Source organism: Burkholderia sp. BE17, from assembly GCF_009362305.1.
Taxonomy (GTDB): domain Bacteria; phylum Pseudomonadota; class Gammaproteobacteria; order Burkholderiales; family Burkholderiaceae; genus Burkholderia; species Burkholderia pyrrocinia_C.
This window is the reverse complement of sequence record NZ_WHNU01000046.1, coordinates 1-21,959: the sequence shown is the minus strand read 5'-3', so window position 1 is coordinate 21,959 and position 21,959 is coordinate 1. Positions and strand designations below refer to the sequence as shown.

General features: G+C 65.1%; 22 protein-coding genes and 1 tRNA gene. 6 read left to right on the top strand and 17 right to left on the bottom strand.

All coding sequences use genetic code 11. From position 1 onward, the window contains the following. Positions 1–118: 118 nt before the first annotated feature. Positions 119–2,329, top strand: coding sequence for a hypothetical protein (locus tag GD429_RS32195; protein WP_152863196.1), 2,211 nt, complete (start codon positions 119–121; stop codon positions 2,327–2,329). 81 nt (positions 2,330–2,410) lie between these two features. Here GD429_RS32195 and GD429_RS32190 read toward each other — a convergent pair whose 3' ends face one another. From GD429_RS32190 to GD429_RS32125, 13 genes are all read right to left on the bottom strand, one after another. Next, complete coding sequence (locus tag GD429_RS32190) at positions 2,411–2,824, bottom strand: MerR family transcriptional regulator (protein WP_152863194.1); 414 nt, start codon at positions 2,822–2,824, stop codon at positions 2,411–2,413. Between the two features lie 60 nt (positions 2,825–2,884). Beyond that, positions 2,885–3,271, bottom strand: a complete 387-nt coding sequence (locus tag GD429_RS32185) for an integration host factor subunit alpha (RefSeq protein ID WP_040144036.1) — start codon at positions 3,269–3,271, stop codon at positions 2,885–2,887. A 72-nt stretch (positions 3,272–3,343) separates the two neighbouring features. Next, the gene (gene pheT, locus GD429_RS32180) at positions 3,344–5,773 is read right to left on the bottom strand and encodes a phenylalanine--tRNA ligase subunit beta (RefSeq protein ID WP_152863192.1); all 2,430 of its coding nucleotides are present in this window, start codon (positions 5,771–5,773) and stop codon (positions 3,344–3,346) included. Positions 5,774–5,869: 96 nt separating this feature from the next. Then, entirely contained in the window at positions 5,870–6,883 is a 1,014-nt protein-coding gene (pheS, locus tag GD429_RS32175) for a phenylalanine--tRNA ligase subunit alpha (protein WP_034184012.1), read from the bottom strand. 232 nt (positions 6,884–7,115) lie between these two features. Continuing rightward, positions 7,116–7,475: a 50S ribosomal protein L20 gene (gene rplT / locus GD429_RS32170; RefSeq protein ID WP_004192938.1), complete on the bottom strand. Its 360-nt coding sequence runs from the start codon at positions 7,473–7,475 to the stop codon at positions 7,116–7,118. 30 nt (positions 7,476–7,505) lie between these two features. After that, positions 7,506–7,703 (bottom strand): 50S ribosomal protein L35, encoded by a 198-nt coding sequence (gene rpmI, locus GD429_RS32165; protein WP_004191477.1) that lies wholly within the window; start codon positions 7,701–7,703, stop codon positions 7,506–7,508. Between the two features lie 190 nt (positions 7,704–7,893). Further along, on the bottom strand, positions 7,894–8,418 hold the full coding sequence (infC, locus tag GD429_RS32160) for a translation initiation factor IF-3 (protein ID WP_071734130.1): 525 nt from the start codon (positions 8,416–8,418) through the stop codon (positions 7,894–7,896). A gap of 49 nt (positions 8,419–8,467) precedes the next feature. Continuing rightward, positions 8,468–10,375: a threonine--tRNA ligase gene (gene thrS / locus GD429_RS32155; protein WP_152863189.1), complete on the bottom strand. Its 1,908-nt coding sequence runs from the start codon at positions 10,373–10,375 to the stop codon at positions 8,468–8,470. A 271-nt stretch (positions 10,376–10,646) separates the two neighbouring features. After that, positions 10,647–10,723 (bottom strand) — tRNA-Val (locus GD429_RS32145). An 85-nt stretch (positions 10,724–10,808) separates the two neighbouring features. Next, positions 10,809–13,043: a RelA/SpoT family protein gene (locus GD429_RS32140; protein ID WP_152863187.1), complete on the bottom strand. Its 2,235-nt coding sequence runs from the start codon at positions 13,041–13,043 to the stop codon at positions 10,809–10,811. Between the two features lie 54 nt (positions 13,044–13,097). Continuing rightward, the gene (locus GD429_RS32135; RefSeq protein WP_152863185.1) at positions 13,098–13,451 is read right to left on the bottom strand and encodes a RidA family protein; all 354 of its coding nucleotides are present in this window, start codon (positions 13,449–13,451) and stop codon (positions 13,098–13,100) included. An 80-nt stretch (positions 13,452–13,531) separates the two neighbouring features. After that, complete coding sequence (locus GD429_RS32130; protein ID WP_152863183.1) at positions 13,532–14,428, bottom strand: alpha/beta fold hydrolase; 897 nt, start codon at positions 14,426–14,428, stop codon at positions 13,532–13,534. A gap of 187 nt (positions 14,429–14,615) precedes the next feature. Then, positions 14,616–15,524 carry a LysR family transcriptional regulator gene (locus GD429_RS32125; protein WP_152863181.1) on the bottom strand — a complete coding sequence of 303 codons (909 nt, stop codon included), beginning with the start codon at positions 15,522–15,524 and terminating at the stop codon, positions 14,616–14,618. Positions 15,525–15,662: 138 nt separating this feature from the next. Here GD429_RS32125 and GD429_RS32120 point away from each other — a divergent pair, with 138 nt between their 5' ends. From GD429_RS32120 to GD429_RS32110, 3 genes are read left to right on the top strand one after another with little or no spacing between them, the layout of a single operon-like run. Further along, positions 15,663–16,220, top strand: coding sequence for an ester cyclase (locus tag GD429_RS32120; protein WP_152863178.1), 558 nt, complete (start codon positions 15,663–15,665; stop codon positions 16,218–16,220). An 11-nt stretch (positions 16,221–16,231) separates the two neighbouring features. Beyond that, on the top strand, positions 16,232–17,248 hold the full coding sequence (locus GD429_RS32115; RefSeq protein ID WP_152863177.1) for a polysaccharide deacetylase family protein: 1,017 nt from the start codon (positions 16,232–16,234) through the stop codon (positions 17,246–17,248). Positions 17,249–17,283: 35 nt separating this feature from the next. Next, the gene (locus GD429_RS32110; RefSeq protein WP_152863175.1) at positions 17,284–18,000 is read left to right on the top strand and encodes an SDR family oxidoreductase; all 717 of its coding nucleotides are present in this window, start codon (positions 17,284–17,286) and stop codon (positions 17,998–18,000) included. A gap of 142 nt (positions 18,001–18,142) precedes the next feature. On the opposite strand, the gene GD429_RS32105 is transcribed toward GD429_RS32110, so the two are convergent. Together GD429_RS32105 and GD429_RS32100 are read right to left on the bottom strand one after the other, a co-directional pair. Then, entirely contained in the window at positions 18,143–18,784 is a 642-nt protein-coding gene (locus tag GD429_RS32105) for a CoA transferase subunit B (RefSeq protein ID WP_047900502.1), read from the bottom strand. Between the two features lies 1 nt (position 18,785). After that, entirely contained in the window at positions 18,786–19,490 is a 705-nt protein-coding gene (locus tag GD429_RS32100) for a CoA transferase subunit A (protein WP_111017248.1), read from the bottom strand. A gap of 223 nt (positions 19,491–19,713) precedes the next feature. On the opposite strand from GD429_RS32100, the gene GD429_RS32095 reads away from it, so the two are divergent. Continuing rightward, a complete protein-coding gene (locus GD429_RS32095) occupies positions 19,714–20,259 on the top strand; it encodes a LuxR C-terminal-related transcriptional regulator (RefSeq protein WP_152863173.1) in 546 nt (181 codons plus the stop codon). Between the two features lie 116 nt (positions 20,260–20,375). Here the strand turns inward: GD429_RS32095 and GD429_RS32090 are convergent, their stop codons facing one another. After that, on the bottom strand, positions 20,376–20,816 hold the full coding sequence (locus GD429_RS32090; protein ID WP_152863171.1) for an acyl-CoA thioesterase: 441 nt from the start codon (positions 20,814–20,816) through the stop codon (positions 20,376–20,378). Between the two features lie 32 nt (positions 20,817–20,848). Further along, complete coding sequence (locus tag GD429_RS32085; RefSeq protein WP_124454775.1) at positions 20,849–21,631, bottom strand: SDR family oxidoreductase; 783 nt, start codon at positions 21,629–21,631, stop codon at positions 20,849–20,851. A gap of 154 nt (positions 21,632–21,785) precedes the next feature. On the opposite strand from GD429_RS32085, the gene GD429_RS32080 reads away from it, so the two are divergent. Continuing rightward, positions 21,786–21,959, top strand: a 174-nt coding sequence (locus GD429_RS32080) for an FAD-dependent oxidoreductase (RefSeq protein WP_230943195.1), incomplete at its 3' end; no start/stop codon positions are given.

Below are 21,959 nucleotides of genomic sequence, written 5' to 3'. Positions count from 1 at the left end.
GGCGCCCGTTGTTTGGTAACGCCGCTCTAGCACGCTATGACACACTGCACGGCATCGACGCTCGCGCCGTGCAGTGGCGCGCACCACCGTCGATCACGACAAGACATGGAGACAGACGATGCGGAATGCGGTCCGGCGCGGCCATCGCTCGCCTTTGGCAATTTTCGACTGGCTTTCCGGCCCGCGACGCGCGGCCGCCCCGGTCTCGCACAAGACATCCCGCATATTCGGCTGCGGCGCGCTGGCGCTCGCGCTGCTCTGCACCGGCTGTGCGGAATCGTCCGCGCAGCGCGACGGCAACGCGTCGGTCGCGTCGACGAAGATCGAGCGCACCAAAGCCGAACGCCTCGCCCGCGAGCAGCAGATCGCGCGCACCGTGCCGTCGCTCGCGTCGATCAGCCTCGCGCAACCGCGCCCGTTCACGCTGCGCGACTCGGGCCAGAACGGCGCGATGACGTTCCTGCGCGACGTCGATTTCCGCATCGTCAACAACCTCGGCTTCTTCATCCGTCAGTTGTCGGCCACGCTCGTGCCGACGCAGGCCGGCGCGCCGATCGTGTTCGACGATCCGACGAGCTTCGAGATCGACGTGCACGAAGGCACGGTCACGCTCGACAACGCGAAGCTGACCGCCCTCTTCAATACCTATATCTTCGGTTACCGCAACGCACCGCTGCGCAAGCTCGCCGTGTCGGCCGGCGACGGCGTGATCCACCTGCAGGGCGAAATGCAGCGCGACGGCTGGGTGCCGTTCTCGCTGACCGGCACGCTCGCGATCCGCGACGGCAGCCAGCTCGTGTTCCACCCGACCGGCGTGCGCGTGTCGGGCATCAACGCGCAGCCGGTGATGCGCGCGGCCAACGTGAAGATGGCCGACCTGCTGAAGGTCCAGACGCCGATCGCGCAGCTCGCCGGCGACGATCTCGTGATGTCGGTCGACAAGCTGATGCCGCCGCCGCGCCTGAAGCTCACGATCACCGCGCTGCGCGTGACGCCGGCCGGCCTCGACCTGGCGCTCGACGACGGCACGCATGCGGGCTTTGCGATGCCCGCGAACGCACCGCAGCAGGCGATGTACATCCGCGGCGGCGACGTGAAGTTCATGCGCTCGATGCCGATGAACGCCGACATCCTGATCGGTCCGGCCGGTCCGGCGAAGCGCGACCGGAATTTCGTGTTCGACCTGTATCACTATCGCGACCAGGTGTCGGCCGGCTATTTCAATTTCGACGAAAGCGGTGCGATGGCAATCCACATGCCTTCGTACACGGGCCCGGCCAGCGGTGCGCTGCTCGGCAACGCGGTCGCGCGCCTGAACGACAGCTTCCTCGCCGCGCAACAAAACGTGCTGCGCGACGTACGCCAGCACTGGGAAGCCTACGCGCTCGCGGCGGACACCGCGCGACCCGGCATGCAGAAGGTCGCGATGCGGCGCACATCAACCACGCCGTTCAACGAACGGCACGTATCGAACCGCAACCCGACGATCCATCTGCGCAACGTCGACTTCAACCTGTCCGGCGATATCGGCTTTCATGTCGAGGATCTCGACGTCGAACTCGTGTCGAAGCGGCCCGGCGAGCCCGTCGACCTCGACGATCCGAACCAGTACGACATCCGCATTCTCGGCGGCACGGTAGTCGAGTCGTGGAAGGCGATGTCCGCGCTCTTCAACAACTACCTGCTCGACTACTCGCCGCGTTCGCTGAACGACCTGCAGCTGAGCGCGGACGGCCAGAACCTGCGCGTCCAGGGCGGCATCAAGCTGTGGAATCACGTGCCCGGCGTCTGGCTGCCGACCGACATGAAGGGCTCGCTGACGGTGCTCGACGACCGGCACCTCGCGTTCAAGCCATCCCAGGTGTCGGTGCTCGGCATTCCGCAGGCGAAGCTGCTGCGCTCGCTCGGCATCGAGCTCGCTTCGCTGACGCCGCTGCAGCGTCGCGGCGCGGAATTGCGCGGCGACACGCTCGTGCTCGACCAGTACACCGTGTTCCCGCCGCCGGTGCTGAACGGCAAGCTCGGGCAGGCAACGGTCGAGCGCGACGGGCTGCGCCTCACGTTCCGGCGGGCGGCGGGCACGCCCGCGCCGAAGCGGCCGCAGATCGATGCGCCGAGCTACATGTGGATGGAAGGCGGCGACATGAAGATGTTCAACGTGCTCGAACTGAACGTGCGCGCACTGATCCGGAATTCAGCCGAGGCCGGCCCGATGCGCTTCGACCTGTACGGCTATCGCAGCCAGGTCGCGCAGGGCTCGGTGCGGATGCTGCCGGACGGCACGCTGGTCGTCGACATGGGGCAGAAGAATCCGCTCGCGTCGCACTGATCCGCATATGCGACACGCATGAAAAAAGCCCGGTGGCGCTTCGCCAACCGGGCATTTCATTTCATCCTTCGCGCTGCTCGCTCAGTCGTGCTTCAGTCCGTCGATCACGTCGAGCAGCGCCTGCCGCAGCGCGATGACATCGACCGTCGCACCCGGCTTGCCGGGCGCACGCGCGTCGGCGGCCTGCATCTCGGGTTCGACGGGTTCCGCCGCGGCCCGCTCGCCGCTCGGCGAATCGAGCCGGTTGCGTGCGCCGTTGATCGTGAACCCCTGCTCGTACAGCAACTCGCGAATCCGCCGGATCAGCAGCACTTCGTGATGCTGGTAATACCGACGATTGCCGCGCCGCTTCACCGGCCGCAGCTGAGTGAATTCCTGTTCCCAATAACGCAGCACATGCGGCTTGACCCCGCACAATTCGCTGACTTCGCCGATCGTGAAGTAGCGCTTCGCGGGAATCGGAGGCAAAACGACTTTCTCAACCGTGGTGGTCATCGTCGGTTAACCGTCGGTAAGGGTGCGCGGCGGCCGCGCGGGACGTCAGCGCGCGGGGCGTTACTCCGCGCCGTTTTCGACCAGCGCCTTCAGCTTCTGGCTCGCGTGGAAGGTTACCACCCGGCGGGCCGCGATCGGAATCGCCTCGCCCGTCTTCGGATTGCGGCCCGGACGTTGCGGCTTGTCGCGCAGCTGGAAATTGCCGAACCCCGACAGCTTGACGCTTTCGCCGTTTTCGAGCGCGTCGCGGATCACTTCGAAAAACGCCTCGACCATGTCCTTCGCTTCACGCTTGTTCAACCCGACGCTGTCGAACAGCAGCTCCGCTAGCTCCGCTTTCGTCAGCGTGGGCGTCTCGGCAGACGCCGGCGCCGAAGCGTCGCGGTTCATGGCGCTGCGTTGCGCCGTCAGGAGGGCTTCGAATTCACTCGAGGTCATGTCGTTCATATCTGCCATACAGCGCGTTGAATCAAAACTTACGATGGGAAAAAGCCGCCCGCAAGCGGGCGGGCCCTCTCCTTAGCCGCGCAGGCGCGCACCGGCACGAGCCATCCGCTCGACCAGCGTCTGGATCGCCTGATCGACGACCTCGTCCTGCAGCGTGCCAGCCGCGTCCTGCAGCGTCACGCGGAAGGCAAGGCTCTTCTCGTGCGCGGCAAGACCACCGGAAGTATTTGATTTTGCACGAAATTCGTCGAAGAGTACAACCTTCTGAACGAATCGGCAGGCCTCTTCGGCAAGCGCCTTCTTCATTTCGTCGAAAAGTGCCTGAACCTCGACCGCCTGATCGACGACAACGGCGATATCGCGACGTACCGGCGGGAATTTCGACACGTCGGTCGGCGCGGGCAGCGCACGCGCGATCAGCGCGTCCGCATCGATTTCGAACATCACCGGCGCATGCGGCAGCTCGTACTTCTGCATCAGGCGCGGGTGCAGCTCGCCGATCCAGCCGACCGCGCGGCCATCGACCTCGATGCGTGCGCTGCGGCCCGGATGGAGGGCCGGATGCTCTGCCTTCACGAATCGCGCGGCCGCGGGCGCGAGCAGCGCCTCCAGATCGCCCTTCACGTCGAAGAAATCGACCGCGCGGGTCGCTGCGCCCCACTGCTCGTCGAGTGCCGGACCGTACGCAAGCGCGCCGACACGCTTCGGCTGCGCATGACCTTCGACGGCCAGCTCGCCGGCCTTCACCGACGGATCGGCGAGGAACACGCGGCCCGACTCGAACACGCGCACGCGATCGGCGCGGCGATTCAGGTTGTGGCGCAGCACGGCGATCAGGCTGCCGAACAGCGTCGTGCGCATCACCGAAAGCTGGCTCGCGATCGGGTTCAGCAGCCGGATCGGGTTGTCGTTGCCTGCGAAATCGTGCTCCCACTCGGCATCGACGAAGCTGAAGTTGACGGTTTCCGCATAGTCGCGCGCGGCGAGCGCATGACGGATGTCGTGGATCGAGCGCCGCGTCTCGTTGGTCGCACGCATTTCGCTCGTCGCGACCGGCGGACGCGCCGGGATCTTCTCGAAACCGTAAATGCGCGCCACTTCCTCGATCAGGTCTTCCTCGATCTCGATGTCGAAGCGGTGCGACGGCGGCGTGACGAGGAACGCGTCGTCGTCACGGTCGAACGGCAGGCCGAGGCGCGTGAAGATGCTGGCGATCTCGTCGGCGCCGATCTTCACGCCGATGATGCGGTTCGCACGCGACACGCGCATCTTTACCGACGCGCGCTGCGGCAGGTTCACGGACTGATCGTCGACCGGGCCGGCCTTGCCGCCGCAGATCTCGAGAATCAGCTGCGTGATGCGCTCGACGTGGTCGACGGTCGTCGCGTAATCGACACCGCGCTCGAAGCGATGGGCCGCATCGGTCGAGAAGTTGTACTTGCGCGCGCGGCCGCGGATGCTGTCCGGCCACCAGAATGCGGCTTCCAGGTAGATGTTGGTCGTGTCGAGCGTGACGGCCGTGCTGTCGCCACCCATGATGCCGGCCAGGCTTTCGACGTGGCGGTCGTCCGCAATCACGCCGACCGTTTCATCCAGTTCGACCGTATTGCCGTTGAGCAGCTTCAGCGATTCGCCGCGCTTGCCCCAGCGCACCTCGATGCCGCCGTGGATCTTGTCGAGATCGAACACGTGCGACGGGCGGCCGAGCTCGAACATCACGTAGTTCGAGATGTCGACGAGCGCGGACACGCTGCGCTGCCCCGAACGCTCGAGGCGCTCGACCATCCACTGCGGCGTCTTCGCGTGCGCGTTCACGCCGCGGATCACGCGGCCCGAGAAGCGGCCGCACAGATCCGGAGCGGCAATGCGCACCGGCAGCGTTTCGTCGAGCTCGACGCGCACCGGGCGGATGTCGACCGGCGTCAGCGGCGCACCGGTGATCGCGGCCGTCTCGCGCGCGATACCGAACACGGACAGGCAGTCGGCCTTGTTCGGCGTCAGCTTGATTTCGAAGATCGTGTCGTCGAGATTGAGCGTCTCGCGGATGTCCTGACCGACCGGCGTGTCTTCCGGCAGGATCAGCAGGCCGCTGTGATCCTCGGACAGCTTCAGCTCGCGCGCCGAGCACAGCATCCCCTGGCTCTCCACGCCGCGCAGCTTCGACAGCTTGATCGCGAACGGCTTGCCGCCCTCTTCCGCCGGCGGCAGTTCCGCGCCGACCAGCGCGACCGGCACCTTGATGCCGGGCGCCACGTTCGGCGCGCCGCAGACGATGTTCAGCGTCGCGCCGGTGCCGGCGTCGACCTGGCAGACATTGAGCTTGTCCGCATCCGGATGCTTGACGACTTCGAGCACGCGGCCGACGACGATTTTCGACGTCGGCGGCGCAGCCTTGCTCAGCGATTCGACTTCGAGCCCCGCCATCGTCAGCGCGTGCGACAGTTCGTCGGTCGTGAGCTGCGGGTCGACAAAGGTTCTCAACCAGGATTCAGGGAATTGCATGGATGTCTACGTTCGAAACAGGTTAGATCGACGCCCGGGCCCCATCGGATCGTCCGTCGGGGCGTGCGCGGGCACAGGTCGGCGCGGCGAGCGGCGTTATGCGAACTGGCGCAGGAAACGCAGGTCGTTCTCGAAAAACAGCCGGAGATCCTGGACGCCGTAGCGCAGCATCGTCAGGCGCTCGAGGCCGCTGCCGAACGCGAAGCCGATGTAGCGCTCGGGATCGAGGCCCATGTTGCGAATCACGGTCGGATGTACCTGCCCCGAGCCGGAGATCTCGAGCCACTTGCCGGCGTTCTTGCCTTGCTCGAACATCATGTCGATTTCGGCCGACGGTTCCGTGAACGGGAAATACGACGGACGGAAGCGCACGAGGATGTCGTCGCGCTCGAAGAATTTTTTCAGGAAGTCGGTATAGACGCCCTTGAGATCGGCGAAGCTGATGTTCTCGTCGATCCACAGCCCCTCGACCTGATTGAACATCGGCGAGTGGGTCGCATCGCTGTCGACGCGATACGTGCGGCCCGGCGCGATCACCTTGATCGGCGGACGGTTCATGCGCGCGTAACGCACCTGCATCGGGCTCGTGTGCGTGCGCAGCAGCAGCTGGCGGCCGTCGGCGTCCTTGCCTTCGACGTAGAAGGTGTCCTGCATCGAACGCGCCGGATGGTTCTCCGGGCTGTTCAGCGACGTGAAGTTGTACCAGTCGGTCTCGATCTCGGGACCGTCGGCCACGTCGAAACCGATCGAGCGGAAAATCTGTTCGACGCGCTCCCACGTGCGCATCACGGGGTGCAGGCTGCCTGCACCGGCGCCGCGGCCCGGCAACGTCACGTCGATCGCCTCGGCGGCGAGGCGCTGGTTCAGCAGCGCGTCGGCGAGCGCCTGGCGACGTGCGGTCAGCGCGGCTTCAACCTGCTGCTTCACGACGTTGATGCGTGCGCCTTCGGTCTTGCGTGCTTCGGGATCGAGCTTGCCGAGGCCCTTCAGCAACTCGGTCAGCGCACCCGACTTGCCGAGAAAGCGTGCTTTCTCGTTTTCGAGCGTGGTGATGTCGGCAGCCTGTTCGAAGGACTGCTGCGCGTCGGCGACAATCTGGTCCAGATCCATAGATCCCATCATTTCCAACGTCATTCGGTCTTGGCGAGCGAAATCGCCCACCAACAAAAAACGGCCCCCACGCTCTCTTCTTTCGCTGCCCCCCCGAGGGGGCGATCGGCCCTCTTGGGGCGGCCCAGCGAGGGCCGATAAAAAAAGGGGCTCGGAAGAGCCCCGTTTTCGCTGCAGCGGCCGAGACTACCGGATCATCGCTGCAACTAACCACGCAGTGCTAATTTCGCAATTAGGCTGCAACGGCGGCTTTCACTTGCTTGACGATCGCAGCAAAAGCAGCCTTGTCGAACACCGCCATGTCGGCCAGCACCTTACGGTCGAGTTCGATCGACGCCTTCTTCAGGCCGTTGATGAACACGCTGTAGGTCATGTCGTGCTGGCGAACTGCCGCGTTGATACGCGTGATCCACAGTGCGCGGAACACACGCTTCTTGTTGCGGCGATCGCGGTACGCGTACTGGCCAGCGCGCATCACCGCCTGCTTGGCGATGCGGTAGACGTTATTGCGGCGGCCGCGATAACCCTTGGCCAGGTTGATGATCTTCTTGTGGCGGGCCCGTGCGGTTACCCCACGTTTGACTCGAGGCATGTTTCTCTCCTTAGAGTATCGATTGAGGGGTTACGCGAACGGGAGCATTGCGCGGACGGAGTTCAGATCGGAATCATGAACTGCCGTGGCGCCACGCAGATGACGCTTGTTCTTCGTGGTTTTCTTGGTCAGGATGTGGCGCTTGAAGGCTTGACCGCGCTTGACGGTACCGCCCGGACGCACCACGAAGCGCTTTGCAGCGCTCTTCTTGGTCTTCATCTTAGGCATGACGAACAACTCCAGTTTATTAGATGGCGATGGGTGTGCGGTTGGCTTGCGCCCTTGACCCGCCCTTCGAAACCCAGTCCACTTGTGTACGGCGAACCGCTTGCACAGCCGCCGTCATTGTTGGCGCGCCGCCCTGACCGGGCAACGCGCCGAACCACTTCCGAACCTGCGCGCGAAGCGCGCGAGCCCGTTACTTCTTTTTCTTCGGCGAGAGCACCATGATCATCTGGCGCCCTTCCATCTTCGGCATCTGCTCGACCTGGCCGACTTCCTCGAGATCCGTGCGCAGACGCTCGAGCATCCGCATACCGATTTCCTGGTGAGCCATTTCGCGGCCTCGGAAACGCAACGTGATCTTCGTCTTGTCGCCCTCTTCGAGGAAGCGCACGAGATTGCGGAGCTTGACGTTGTAATCCCCGTCATCGGTACCCGGGCGGAACTTGACTTCCTTGACCTGGATGACCTTCTGCTTCAGCTTCGCTTCGTGCTGCTTCTTCGATTCCTGGTACTTGAACTTGCCGTAATCCATCAGACGGCAAACCGGGGGAACCGCTTGAGGCGCGATTTCCACCAGGTCAACATCCAGTTCTTCCGATTTACGGAAAGCATCAGCGAGTTTTACGATACCGAGCGGTTCGTTCTCGATCCCGACCAGACGCACTTCCGGCGCAGTGATTTCACCGTTGATGCGATGCGACGACTTATCAGTAGCGATGTTACGTTTCCTCTAAAAATTAAAAAAACGAGCCGCGCTGCCAGGGCGGTTACTTGAACGAGCGCAGGTCTTCCTGCAGACGCTCAACGAAGGCATCGACCGGCATCACGCCAAGATCGACGCCGCCACGGGCACGCACGGCTACCGTTTGCGCATCACGCTCCTTATCGCCCACGACGAGGAGATAAGGCACCTTTTCCAGCGTGTGCTCGCGTATTTTATAGCTAATCTTCTCGTTGCGCAAATCGGCCGTCACTCTAACCCCTTGTTTTTGCAACGATTGGGCCAGAGATTGCGCATATTCGACCTGACTTTCGGCGATATTGAGCACAACAGCCTGCATCGGCGCGAGCCAGACCGGCATTGCACCAGCGTGGTGCTCGATCAAAATGCCGAGGAATCGCTCCATCGAACCGACGATTGCACGGTGCAGCATCACGGGCCGGCGACGGCTGTTGTCCTCCGCCACGTACTCGGCGCCGAGGCGCTCCGGCAGCATCATGTCGAGCTGCAGCGTGCCACACTGCCACGAACGGCCGAGCGCGTCCTTGATGTGGTACTCGATCTTCGGACCGTAGAACGCACCCTCGCCCGGCAGCTCTTCCCACTGCAGGCCGCACGCCGTCAGCGCTTCGCGCAGCCCCTGCTCGGCACGGTCCCACGTTTCGTCGGAACCCATGCGCTGCTCAGGACGCAGCGACAGCTTGATGTCGATGTGGTCGAAGCCGAAATCGCCGTACACGCTCATCGCGAGCTTGTTAAACGCGATCGACTCGGCAATGATCTGGTCTTCCGTACAGAAGATGTGCGCATCGTCCTGCACGAAGCCACGCACGCGCATCAGGCCGTGCAGCGCGCCCGACGCCTCGTTGCGGTGGCACGAGCCGAACTCCGCGTAACGCAGCGGCAAGTCGCGGTAGGAACGCAGGCCGTGCTTGAACACCTGGACGTGCCCAGGGCAGTTCATCGGCTTGATCGCGTAGTCGCGCTTTTCCGACTCCGTCGTGAACATGTTCTCGCGGTAGTTCTGCCAATGGCCCGACGCTTCCCACAGCGAGCGATCCATGATCATCGGCGTCTTGATCTCGAGGTAGCCGGCTTCGTTCACGCGGCGGCGCATGTACTGCTCGACCTGCTGCCACAGCGCCCAGCCCTTCGGATGCCAGAACACCATGCCCGGCGACTCTTCCTGCATGTGGAACAGGTCGAGCTGCTTGCCGAGCTTGCGGTGGTCGCGCTTTTCCGCCTCCTCGAGCATGTGCAGGTACTGATCCTGGTCTTCCTTCTTCGTCCAGGCCGTGCCGTAGATGCGCTGCAGCTGCTCGTTCTTCGAATCGCCGCGCCAGTACGCACCCGCGACCTTCATCAGCTTGAAGACCTTCAGCTTGCCGGTCGACGGCACGTGCGGGCCGCGGCACAGATCGGTGAAGCTGCCGTGCGAATACAGCTTGATTTCGTCGTTCTGCGGAATCGACTCGATGATCTCGGCCTTGTACTTCTCGCCGAGGCTGCGGAAGTAACCCGCGGCCTCGTCGCGCGACACGACACGGCGCGTCACGGGCTCGTCCTTCTTCACGATCTCCTGCATGCGCTTTTCGATCTTTTCCAGATCTTCCGGCGTAAACGGACGGTTATACGAGAAGTCGTAATAGAAGCCGTTGTCGATCACGGGGCCGATCGTCACCTGCGCATCCGGATACAGTTCCTTCACCGCGTATGCGAGCAAGTGCGCCGTCGAGTGACGGATGATGTCGAGGCCGTCGGCATCCTTGTCCGTGACGATGGCGAGCGATGCGTCGCGGTCGATCACCGTGGACGTATCGACGAGTTCGCCGTCGAGCTTGCCACCAAGCGCAGCCTTCGCAAGGCCGGGACCGATCGAGGCTGCAACCTCGGCAACTGTCACCGGATGCTCGTATTGTCGAACTGAGCCGTCAGGCAAGCGTATCGAAACCATACCAATCTCCGTGATGCCGACAGTGGGCGGCAGACCAGGCACGCGATGTAAAAGTCACGCGCGGAATTTTCGCGACAAAAAAAATGCGGCCCCGCTTTCGAGGGGCCGCATTCGATACTTCACTCAAACTGAAAGGGCGAAAACGTTCCTCGACTAGCGTCGCTCCGAAGTGGTTTCGGTCAACGTTCGCGGTGCCATAACCGTATTCGCCTTGTTCGCGTTGAGCTATTTACTGCATCGAATACCCGAAGACCGGGCATTCTCAATTCGTTGGTAGGCTCGATTGGACTCGAACCAACGACCCCCACCATGTCAAGGTGGTGCTCTAACCAGCTGAGCTACGAGCCTAGAGAAGCTGAAATTATATGGAGCCGTTATCGGTTTGGCAAGCGTTTTTATGCGGTCGCAGCAAAATTACGGCGTTCCAACCCCATCACGCCTTGCGGCCGGCCCGCACCACGCCCGGGACTTCACCGAGCAGCGTGCAGGCGCGCTGCACCTGTGCCGAATTCGACACCTCGACCGTGAACTGCATGAATGCCGCATTACGGCGGCTCTGCGTCTTCACGCCCACCACGTTGATCTTTTCGCGCGCGAACACTTCGGAGATGTCGCGCAGCAACCCTTGCCGGTCGCTCGCCTCGATCATCAGGTCGACCGGATAGACGGACGCGCCGCGCCCCCCCAGCACGTCGGCCGACCAGGTCGTCTGCAGCACGCGTTCCGGCGCGCGCTCGACCATCCGGCGAAACGTCGGGCAGTCGCTGCGGTGGATCGACATCCCCTTGCCGCGCGTGACGAAGCCGGCGATCGGATCGGGCGGCGCCGGCCGGCAGCAACGCGCGAGCTGGGTCAGCAGCGCGTCGACGCCCACCACCAGCACGCCGGTCGACGCGCCGTGCGCGACGCTCGCGCCGCTGCTGCGCTTTTCGAAATCGGCAGGCGCCTCGGGCGCAGGTTCAGGCGGCGGCGCATCGGACAGCGCGTGCTCGACATTGCGCAGGCTGAATTCTTCCTTGCCGACGACCGAGAACAACTCCTCGGGCGACTTGAAACCGAGCTTCGCGGCGAGGTTGTCCAGGTTGACCGACGTCTTGCCCTCGCGCTGCAGCGTCTTTTCGACGAGCGCACGGCCGTGCGAGACGTTTTCTTCCTGCTCGATCGAGTTGAACCACGCCCGCACCTTCTGGCGCGCGCGCGAGCTCTTCAGGTAGCCGAGCTGCAGGTTCAGCCAGTCGCGCGACGGCCCGCCCTCCTTCACCGCGACGATCTCGACCGTCTGACCGTTCGCGAGCGGCGTGTTCAGCGGCACCATCGCGCCGTCGACGCGCGCGCCGCGGCAGCGATGACCGAGTTCGCTGTGCAGGTGGTACGCGAAATCGACTGGCGTCGCGCCCTGCGGCAGCGCGATCACGCGCGCCTGCGGCGTCAGCACGTAGATGTGGTCGTCGTCGAGCGAAGTCTCGCGCAATTGTGCCCACGCCTGGTCGCCCGATACCCCGGGGCCGTCCTCGACGTCGTCCTTCCATGCGAGCAACTGGCGCAGCCACGCGATCTTCTCGTCGTACTTGTCGCTCGCCGAGAACTGGCCGCCATAACCGCGCGCGCCGGCCTCCTTGTAGCGCCAGTGCGCGGCGACGCCGTACTCGGCGAAGCGGTGCATCTCCTGCGTGCGGATCTGCACTTCGAACGCGCGGCCGTCGTCGCCGATCACGACCGTATGCAGCGACTTGTAGCCGTTCGGCTTCGGACGCGAGATATAGTCGTCGAACTCCTTAGGCACCGGCTGCCACAGGTGATGCACGATGCCGAGCACCGCGTAGCAATCCTTGATGTCGGGCACGATCACACGAAACGCGCGCACATCGTACAGTTCGGAGAAATCGAGCTCCTTGCCGCGCATCTTGCGCCAGATGCTGTAGATATGCTTCGGCCGGCCGCTCACGTCGGCCTGGATGTGCGCGTCCGCCAGCTCGTGCTGCAGCCGCTCGATCGCCTGCGTGACGTAGGCCTCGCGTTCGATGCGCTTCTCGTCGAGCAGCTTCGCGATCCGCTTGTAGGTGACGGGATCCTCGAAGCGGAACGCGAGATCCTCGAGCTCCCACTTCAGTTGCCAGATCCCGAGACGGTTCGCGAGCGGCGCATAGATCTCGAGCGTCTCGCGTGCGACGTCGGGCGGCGGGTCGATCTTCGCGGCCGCGTAGTAGCGCAGCGACTGCAACCGCGACGCGAGCCGGATCAGCACCACGCGGATGTCCTGCGCGAACGCGAGCAGCATCTTGCGCAGCGCCTCGATCTGCGTGCGCCGCTCTTCCGCCGCGTCGCGCCCGGCGTCGGGCACCGCATTCTGCGCGGCGCGCAGGCTGACGGTGCCGAGCCGCAACAGCTTGCGCACGTCCGACACGAGCCGCGCCACTTCGTCGCCGAAACGTTCGGTGAGCTCGCGCTCCGGGTCGCTCAGGTGCGGCGTCAGTACGAACAGCGCGGCGGCCTGCATCGCGGACGGATCGACGTTCAGCGTGCGCATGATCGACGCCGTGCCCGCCGAGTGATCGGCAAGCAGTTCGCCGGACGACAGGCGTGCATTGCCGGCCCGCTCGCGCACGAACGCGAGCACGTCGTCGAACGACGGTGCCGCGACGGGGGAAGTGGAAACGGACTCGGTCATTGCACGGCCTGACGGAATGCGGTCATCGTCGGTTAATGCTCAACTCGGCGCGGCTCAGCTCCGCTGCGCGGCGACGACCACGATCTCGACGAGCAGCGCCGGATCTGCGAGCTTCGCCTCGACGGTGGCGCGCGGCGGCGTGTTGCCCTGCGCGACCCACGCGTCCCACTCCGCATTCATGCCTTCGAAATTCGCCAGGTCCGAGATGTAGATCTGCACCGACAGCAGATGCGCCTTGTCGCTGTTCGCTTCGGCGAGCAGGCGGTCGATGTGGCCGAGCACTTCGCGCGTCTGGCCCTCGATGCCCTGCGTGGTGTCTTCGGCGATCTGGCCTGCCAGATACACGGTACCGTTGTGGATCGCGGTTTCGGAGAGACGGGCCCCGACGTGGTGACGAATGACTGCCATGGAATGTTCCGGTCTTGAGTGGGTGAAGAATCGGACGACGACACGGCCCGCGTGCCGCCGAACCACATATTATGACGCGTTTATGCGTCGCCTTCGACGAAAAACCGCCGTGCAAGCGCAATCTGGTCGGCGCCGATGAACGCCGGCGCGTGACCCGCACCCGGAATCTCGGCCTGCGCCACATGCCGGCCGCGACGCATCATGTCGGCCACCGTCTCGCGCGACAGCAGGTCGGACGTCTCGCCGCGCACGACGAGCAGCGACGCGTCCGTCGTCTCGATGGCGTGCCACAGTGCGGCCTCGCCGAGCGCGGCCAGTTCGGGCGTCGTCGCCTTGAACGGCTCGGCGATGCGCGGATCGTAGCGCATCGTCCAGCCGCCTTCGGGCAACTCGCGCAGCAGCGGCCCGTTGAGCTCGCGCCACTCGTCGGCGGTCAGCGCGCCGAACGGCAGCGACAACGACGTCAGATAGTCGATACCTTCCTGCTCGGTCGCAAAACGCGGCTGCACGCCGAGATACTCGCCGATGCGCGTCAGCGAATCGGGCTCGATGCGCGGGCCGACGTCGTTGACGATCATCCGCCGCAGCGGCGAACCGGGCAGCCCTGCGAGCGCCATGCCGATCAGGCCGCCCATCGACGTGCCGAACCAGTCGACCGATTCGACGTCGAGCCGCGCGATCAGCGTCACCATGTCGGCCACGTATTGCGGGATCGCATAGAGCCGCGGATCGGCGAGCCAGTCCGACCGGCCGCGCCCGACGACATCGGGGCAAACGACGCGATACGTATCGGACAGCGCGGCGGCGAGCCGGTCGAAATCGCGCCCGGAACGGGTCAGGCCATGCACGCAGACCAGCACGCGCGGGTTGGCGGGATCTCCCCACTCTGCATAGGCGATGTGGTGAAGGCCGGCAGCGCTCGCACACTGCACGCGCCGCTGGCGCGGAACCGGGGGATTCGCTGAGGTCGTTGGCATCGTTGGCATCCTGTCGAACGGGGGCGCGCAGCGAGGCAACGCTGGCGCGGCCCAATGCAGACGATTGTAAACGCTTCGGTCGCGCGACGCGTTCCGCCGCCTGCCACCCGTGCTGGGGAACGCTGCGCGCGTGGCATTCGCCGTGCGCCCTCTTTCGACGAAACGATCCGCACAATCGCGCGCATCGTCAGCTCGCGTCCCAGCGCCACGCCGCCTGCAAGTGCTCGCGCACGAAATCGACGAACGTCCGCACGCGCAACGCGAGATGCCGCCCGCCCGGATAGACCGCATGCAGCGGCGCCGCCGGCGCCGCATATACAGGCAGCACCCGCACGAGCCGGCCCGCCTCGAGATCGGGCGCGACGTCCCAGATCGACTTCAACGCAATGCCTGCGCCGTCGAGCGCAAGCATGCGCGCCGCGCCTCCGTCGTTGGTCAGCACCGCCGCCGCGACCTCGACCGCGATCGGGCCGTCCAAGCCATCGAACCGCCATTCGGCCTGCAGTTGCTCGCCCATCACGATGCAACGGTGCGCACGCAGCTCGCCGGGATGCACCGGCAAGCCGCATTCGGCGACGTATGCCGGTGACGCGCACAGCACGCGGCGGTTCGGCGCCAGTTCACGCGCGATCATCGAAGAATCGGCGAGACTGCCGATCCGCACCGCGACGTCGATCTCGTGCGCGAGCAGATCGATGACCGTGTCGGTCAGAATCAATTGCACGCACACCTGCGGATGCCGGCGCCGGAACTCGGCGACGAGCGGCGCGATCCGCAGGCGCCCGATCTCGCCCGGCGCGGTCACGCGCAGCAGGCCGCTCACCGTGCCGCGGCGATCCCGCATCAGCGTTTCCGCCAGGTCGACTTCGGCGAGGATGCGCAGCACCTGTGCATGGAACAGCGTGCCCTCGTCGGTCAGCGTCTGCCGGCGAGTCGTCCGGTGCAGCAGCCGCACCCCGAGCCGAGCCTCCAGATGCGCAAGCCGTTTGCTGATCACCGACAGCGACAAGTCCTGCTCCCGCGCCGCCGCCGACAGGCTGCCCGCCGCGACGACGATCGAGAAGGTTTCCAGCGCGGGCAGGTCGTCGATCAGCATTCGAGCATCCTCGATCCGCCACCCTTTCCTTTTTTCGAATAATTCATTCGCCTCCCCTTGGTATTTATATCGAATTCGGAAACCTACCATGACGTCACCGCGCCATCCAGGCGCACCATCATGAAAAAGGAGAATCCGATGTCTGCGTTGCAACGATTCCTGCGCCGCTCGATTGCCGGCACGCTCGCGGCGACGTTTGCCGCAGTCGCGCTACCGCCCGTCACCGCCAATGCGGCCGATCTCGCGACCCCGTTGCACCTGACGGTCGCGGCCGGACTGCCCGCCGCTCAGGCGCGCGACCAGATCCTTGCGGCGCGCCGCTACGCCACGTTCTGGGACACGGGAGACGAGGCGCTTGCGCGCGCGGCACTCGCTGCCGACTTCATGGATCGCACGCTGCCGGCCGGACGGGCCCAGGGCGTGCCGGGGCCGCTCGCAGCATCGCGAACGATGCGCGCGGCGATTCCCGACCTGCATTGCGAGATCGAGCAGATGATCGTCGCCGGCGATCGCGTCGTCGTCCACCTGCGGTTTCGCGGACATTTCACCGAGGTCTTTGGCAACACGACCGGCCACGGACAGGCGGTCGATTTCGTCGCGACCGACATCTACCGGATCGCGGCCGGCCGGATCGCCGAGAACTGGCACATCGAAGACAACCTGACGCTGATGCGCCAACTCGGCGTCGCAAACTGAGGGCCCAGCCGATGACGAACTTCGATCCTTCGACGCGCGCGGCACGCCGCGCATTCCTCGCACAGGCCGGCGCCGGCGCCGGGCTGGCCGCCGCCGGCGCGGTACTCGGCAGCGCGGCGCGGCACGCAAACGCCGCAACGGCCGGGCCGCCCGCCGCGCCGACCGCCGCGGGCGGCAAGTTCTGGCCGGACGACATCCGCCTCGTGATCTCGATCTCGATGCAATTCGAGGCCGGCGGCCAACCGCCCAAGGGCGCGGACAGCCCGTTTCCGGGCGTCGCGTTCCCCCCTTCCGTGCCGGCAGACCTCGCGTCGGGCACCTGGTTCGCGTACGGCTATCGCGAAGGCATCCCGCGCATGCTCGACCTGTGGGACCGGCATGGCGTGAAAGTCACGTCGCACATGATCGGCGAAGCCGTCCGGCACCGCGCCGATCTCGCACGGGAGATCGTCGCGCGCGGCCACGAGGCGTCGGCGCACGGCCCAAGCTGGCGCTCGCAGTTCGCGATGAGCCGCGACGACGAGCGCCGCTTCCTGATCGAAGCGCGCGACATGGTCGAGGCAGCGACCGGCACGAGGCCGATCGGCTACAACTGCAACTGGCTGCGGCGCGGGCCGAACACGCTGTCGCTGTTGCAGGAACTCGGCTACACCTATCACATCGACGACGTCAGCCGCGACGAGCCGTTCATCGAGACCGTGAACGGGCACGATTTCGCCGTCGTCCCGTACACGCTGCGCAACAACGACATCCTGCTGATCGAAGGCCGCAATTACTCGCCGACGATGTTCCTGGAGCAGATCAAGCTCGATTTCGACCAGCTCTACGCGGAGGCCGGGCAGCGACGCCGCATGATGTCGATCAGCGCACACGACCGCATCAGCGGCACGCCGCAGATGGTCCGTGCGTGGGACGAATTCCTGCGCTACGCGCGATCGCATCCGGGTGTCGCGTTCATGCGCAAGGACGAGATCGCGCGTTACGCGCTCGGCAACGCGGCGACGCTGCGCGAAACCGAGACGATCTGACCGGATTTCTTTCTTCTCAACGGGAACGAACCATCATGAACGATTCATTCAATGGCAACGCGGTGCTCGTGGTCGGCGGGAGCTCCGGGATCGGCGCGGCCGCCGCGCAGGCATTCGCGCAGCGCGGCGCACGCGTGACGATCGCTTCGCGCGACGCACGCAAGGGCGAGGCGGTCGCGGCCGCGATCGGCCGCGGCACGCGCTTCGCACCGCTCGATATCACGCGAACCGACGAAGTCGATGCATTCTGCGCACGCGCCGGCCGGTTCGACCACGTCGTGATTTCCGCCGCACAGACCGCAACAGGCCCGGTCCGCTCGCTCGCATTCGACGCCGCGCAGGCCGCGATGGACAGCAAGTTCTGGGGCGCGTATCGCATCGCGCGGGCAATCGACATCGTCCCGGGCGGCTCGCTGACGTTCGTGTCGGGGTTTCTCGGCGTGCGACCGAGTGCATCGTCGGTGCTGCAGGGCGCAATCAATGCGGCACTCGATGCACTGGCCCGCGGCCTGGCGCTCGAACTGGCCCCCGTACGCGTCAACACGGTGTCGCCCGGCCTGATCGCCACGCCGCTGTGGGACAAGCTCGCGACCGACGCGCGCGACGCCATGTTCGCCGGCGCCGCGCAGCGGTTGCCGGCGCGCCGCGTGGGCCGGCCCGAGGATGTCGCGAACGCGATCGTCTATCTGGCGGCGACGCCGTACTCGACCGGTTCGACCGTACTCGTCGACGGCGGCGGCGCAATCGCGTAATACATCGAGAAAGGTCCGTGGCACGGGCGCGACCGCCATGAAAACGCGCATTCCCGCACGCCAAAAGACAGCGCCCCGCATGCATCGAAGCATGCGGGGCGCCGCAGCCGCGCAACGGCGCGCGGCGCCAAGCTCCGTCGGCTTACGCGACCGCGCTCACGTCGAGCGGTGCGCCCGTCTTCGCCTGGATCTCGTCGGCGCTCACGCCGTCGGCGAGCTCGAGAACCTTCAGGCCGGCCGGCGTCACTTCGATCACGCCGAGATCGGTGATGATCAGGTCCACCACGCCGACACCCGTCAGCGGCAGGTTGCACTCGTCGAGGATCTTGTGCTGATCGCCCTTCGCGACGTGCTCCATCAGCACGACGACGCGCTTCACGCCGGCGACGAGGTCCATCGCGCCGCCCATCCCCTTGATCATCTTGCCGGGGATCATCCAGTTCGCGAGGTCGCCCTGCTTGCTGACCTGCATCGCGCCGAGGATCGCGAGGTTGATGTGGCCGCCGCGGATCATCGCGAACGAGTCGGCCGACGAGAAGATCGACGAGCCCGGCAGCGTCGTGACGGTCTGCTTGCCGGCGTTGATGAGATCGGCGTCGACCTCGTCTTCGGTCGGCGACGGGCCGATGCCGAGCAGCCCGTTCTCCGACTGCAGCCACACCTCGACGCCTTCCGGCACGTGATTCGCGACGAGCGTCGGCAGGCCGATGCCGAGGTTCACGTAGAAGCCGTCCTGCAGTTCCTTCGCCGCGCGCGCGGCCATCTGGTCACGATTCCAGGCCATGTCAGTCTCCTTTCGCGCGTACGACGCGTTGTTCGATGCGTTTTTCCGGCGTCGCGTTCAGCACGATGCGCTGCACGAAAATCCCCGGCGTATGGACCTGGTCCGGATCGAGTGCGCCGTTCTCGACGATCTCCTCGACCTCCACCACGGTGATCTTGCCGGCCATCGCGCACATCGGGTTGAAGTTGCGCGCGGTGCGGCGATAGATCAGGTTGCCGGACTTGTCGGCCTTCCACGCCTTCACGAGCGCGACGTCGGCCGTCAGCGACGGCTCGAGCACGTAGTGGCGATCGCCGAACTGGCGCGTTTCCTTGCCTTCCGCGATCACGGTGCCGTAGCCGGTATTCGTGAAGAACGCGGGGATGCCCGCGCCGCCCGCGCGCAGCTTTTCGGCGAGCGTGCCTTGCGGCGTGAATTCGAGCTCGAGTTCGCCGGCCAGGTATTGGCGCTCGAACTCCTTGTTCTCGCCGACGTACGACGAGATCATCTTCTTGATCTGGCGCGTTTCCAGCAGCAGGCCGAGACCGAAGCCGTCGACGCCCGCGTTGTTGCTGATGCAGGTGATGCCCTTGACGCCCGAATCGCGCAACGCGCCGATCAGCGCCTCGGGAATCCCGCACAGGCCGAAGCCGCCCACCGCGAAGGTCTGCCCGTCGCGGACGATCCCTTCCAGCGCGGCAGCCGCGCTTGGATAGACTTTGTTCATCTGTTGTCCCTTCCTTTATGGAAACCAGCGAAACCGGTTCACGCGCCCACGTGGGCGGCAAGCCCGCCGCATCATTCTATGCATGCGCGGCGATGCCTGCGTCGAGGCGCGCTGTTTTTATGTCGCGGCGAACTGCCACGAGATGCCTGAAAGGGTACGATGCGGCGCGGATGCGGCACAATACGCAAAAATACATAAGCGTTTGCCTCCGCTTGCCTGCGCCATGCCCGCTCTCGATTACCAGACTGCCTTCCACCTCGCGCCGCTCGGCCTCGTGATGTCGCGCGACCGCGTAATCGAGGACTGCAACGACGCGCTCGCGTCGATCTTCCGCTGCGCGCGGGCCGACCTGATCGGGAAATCGTACGAGGTGCTCTACCCGTCGACGGACGAATTCCAGCGAATCGGCGAGCGCATCTCGCGCGTGATGGTCGCGAACGGCATCTATTCGGATGACAGAATCATGAAACGGGCCGACGGCGAGCTGTTCTGGTGCCACGTGACGGGCCGCGCGCTCGACCGCACCGCGCCGCTCGCGGCCGGCGTCTGGACCTTCGAGGATTTGAGCGCGACGCGCCGCGTCGCGGTCGAACTGACTCCGCGCGAGCGCGAGATCGCCGCGCAACTCGCGACCGGCAAGACCAGCAAGCAGATCGGGCGCGTGCTCGACATCAGCTCGCGCACGGTCGACATCTACCGCGCACGGCTGATGCGCAAGTACGGGACGAACAACACGCCGGAGCTGCTGCAGCGCCTGCTCGGGCAGTGAACGGGCAGCAAATGGCGGCGCCCGGATGACAATCGGCCGCGCAAGGCGGCCGATTCGGGTAACAGCGGGCGTGGCGACTCACCGGCGCGCCGGCGCCGGCCTCGCCATATCGGCGCTCAGACGATTTTCGTCGCGAGCGCGCGCTCGATCGTGTCGCGCAGCAGTTGCGGCAGCGACACCGACTTGCCGAGCGCATAGTCGACCCACACGCAGCGCGCGTTGCCGCGCGCATAGACGTGCTGCGGATCGTCCGCACGCGTAAGCTCGAAACCGGTGTCGAAGCTGCTTCTGCCGGGTTTCGCAGCCGACATCTTCGCGATCACGTCGCCCGGATAATGCAGTTGCTTGAGGAATTCCATCGACGCCGTGACGATGACGGGCCCCTGCCCCTCGCCGTTGCCGCCGGCGATGCCGAGTTCCTCGAACCACGAGATCCGCGCCTGCTCCATGTAGCGGAAATAGACCGTGTTGTTCACGTGGCCGAACGCGTCCATGTCGCCCCAGCGGATCGGCATCGACATCTCAAAAACGGGTGAGTAATCGCTTGTTACGCTCATTGCAGTCTTCTTTGTTGCTGAATGTCATCCGCTCAGGCGAGGCCGAAGCCGTCGTCGGCGGAGATGATCGAGCCGTTGATGAACTGCGACTCGTCGGCCGCGAGCAGCAACAACAGCCCGTCGAGATCCTGCGGCTTGCCGACGCGCTTGCGCGGCAGCATCGACTGCAGCTTCTGGCCCTGCTCGGTTTCCCACAGGTAATGATTGATTTCGGTATCGATATAACCCGGACAGATCGCGTTGACATTGATCCCGTGGCGCCCCCATTCGAGCGCCATCGCGCGCGTCATCTGCACGACCGCGGCCTTGCTCATCGCGTACAGCCCGATCTGCGGAAACACGCGCAGCCCGGCCACCGACGCGATGTTGATGATCCGGCACGGCGGCTTGCCGTTACCGCTGCCGTTCGCACGCATGATCATCCGCTTCGCGACTTCCTGCGCGACGAAAAATGCGCCGCGCGTGTTGGTATCGAACACGAACTCGAAATCGGCCGGCGTCACGTCGACAAGCTTCTGCATCGTCGACACGCCGGAATTGTTCACGAGGATATCGATCGTGCCGGCTTCGGTCTCCGCGTGCGCGACCGCCGCCTTGATGCTCTGGACGTCGGTGACGTCGAGCGACACGACGTGCGCGGCACCGCCCGCCGCCTCGATCTCCGCGCGCAGCTCCTTCAGGCGCTCGACGCGGCGGCTCGCGAGCACGACCTTCGCGCCGGCCTGCGACAGCACCTGCGCAAAACGCTGCCCGAGGCCGCTCGACGCGCCCGTGACCAGCGCAACCTTGCCTTCCAGATTGATCGATCGACCCATTTGCACATCCCCTTTCGATGTCATTTCGCCAGCTCGGGCAACACGGCCCGGGCGGCATAACCCTAGCACAAGAATAGAACGATCGTGCTAATCTAGACGCGTGCTGTTGCGGCAAGCGTTTCGTTTCGCAGACAATACGCTCCCGAATAAAAGCATTCTAACGGTTAGAGGAACGCCAATGACCCCCGCAAGCCTCATCGAGCAATACGGCCCGCGCGAATCGATGGAATACGACGTCGTGATCGTCGGCGGCGGCCCCGCCGGGCTGTCGGCGGCGATCCGGCTCAAGCAGCTGGCCGCCGAGAAAGGCACCGAGATCGGCGTGTGC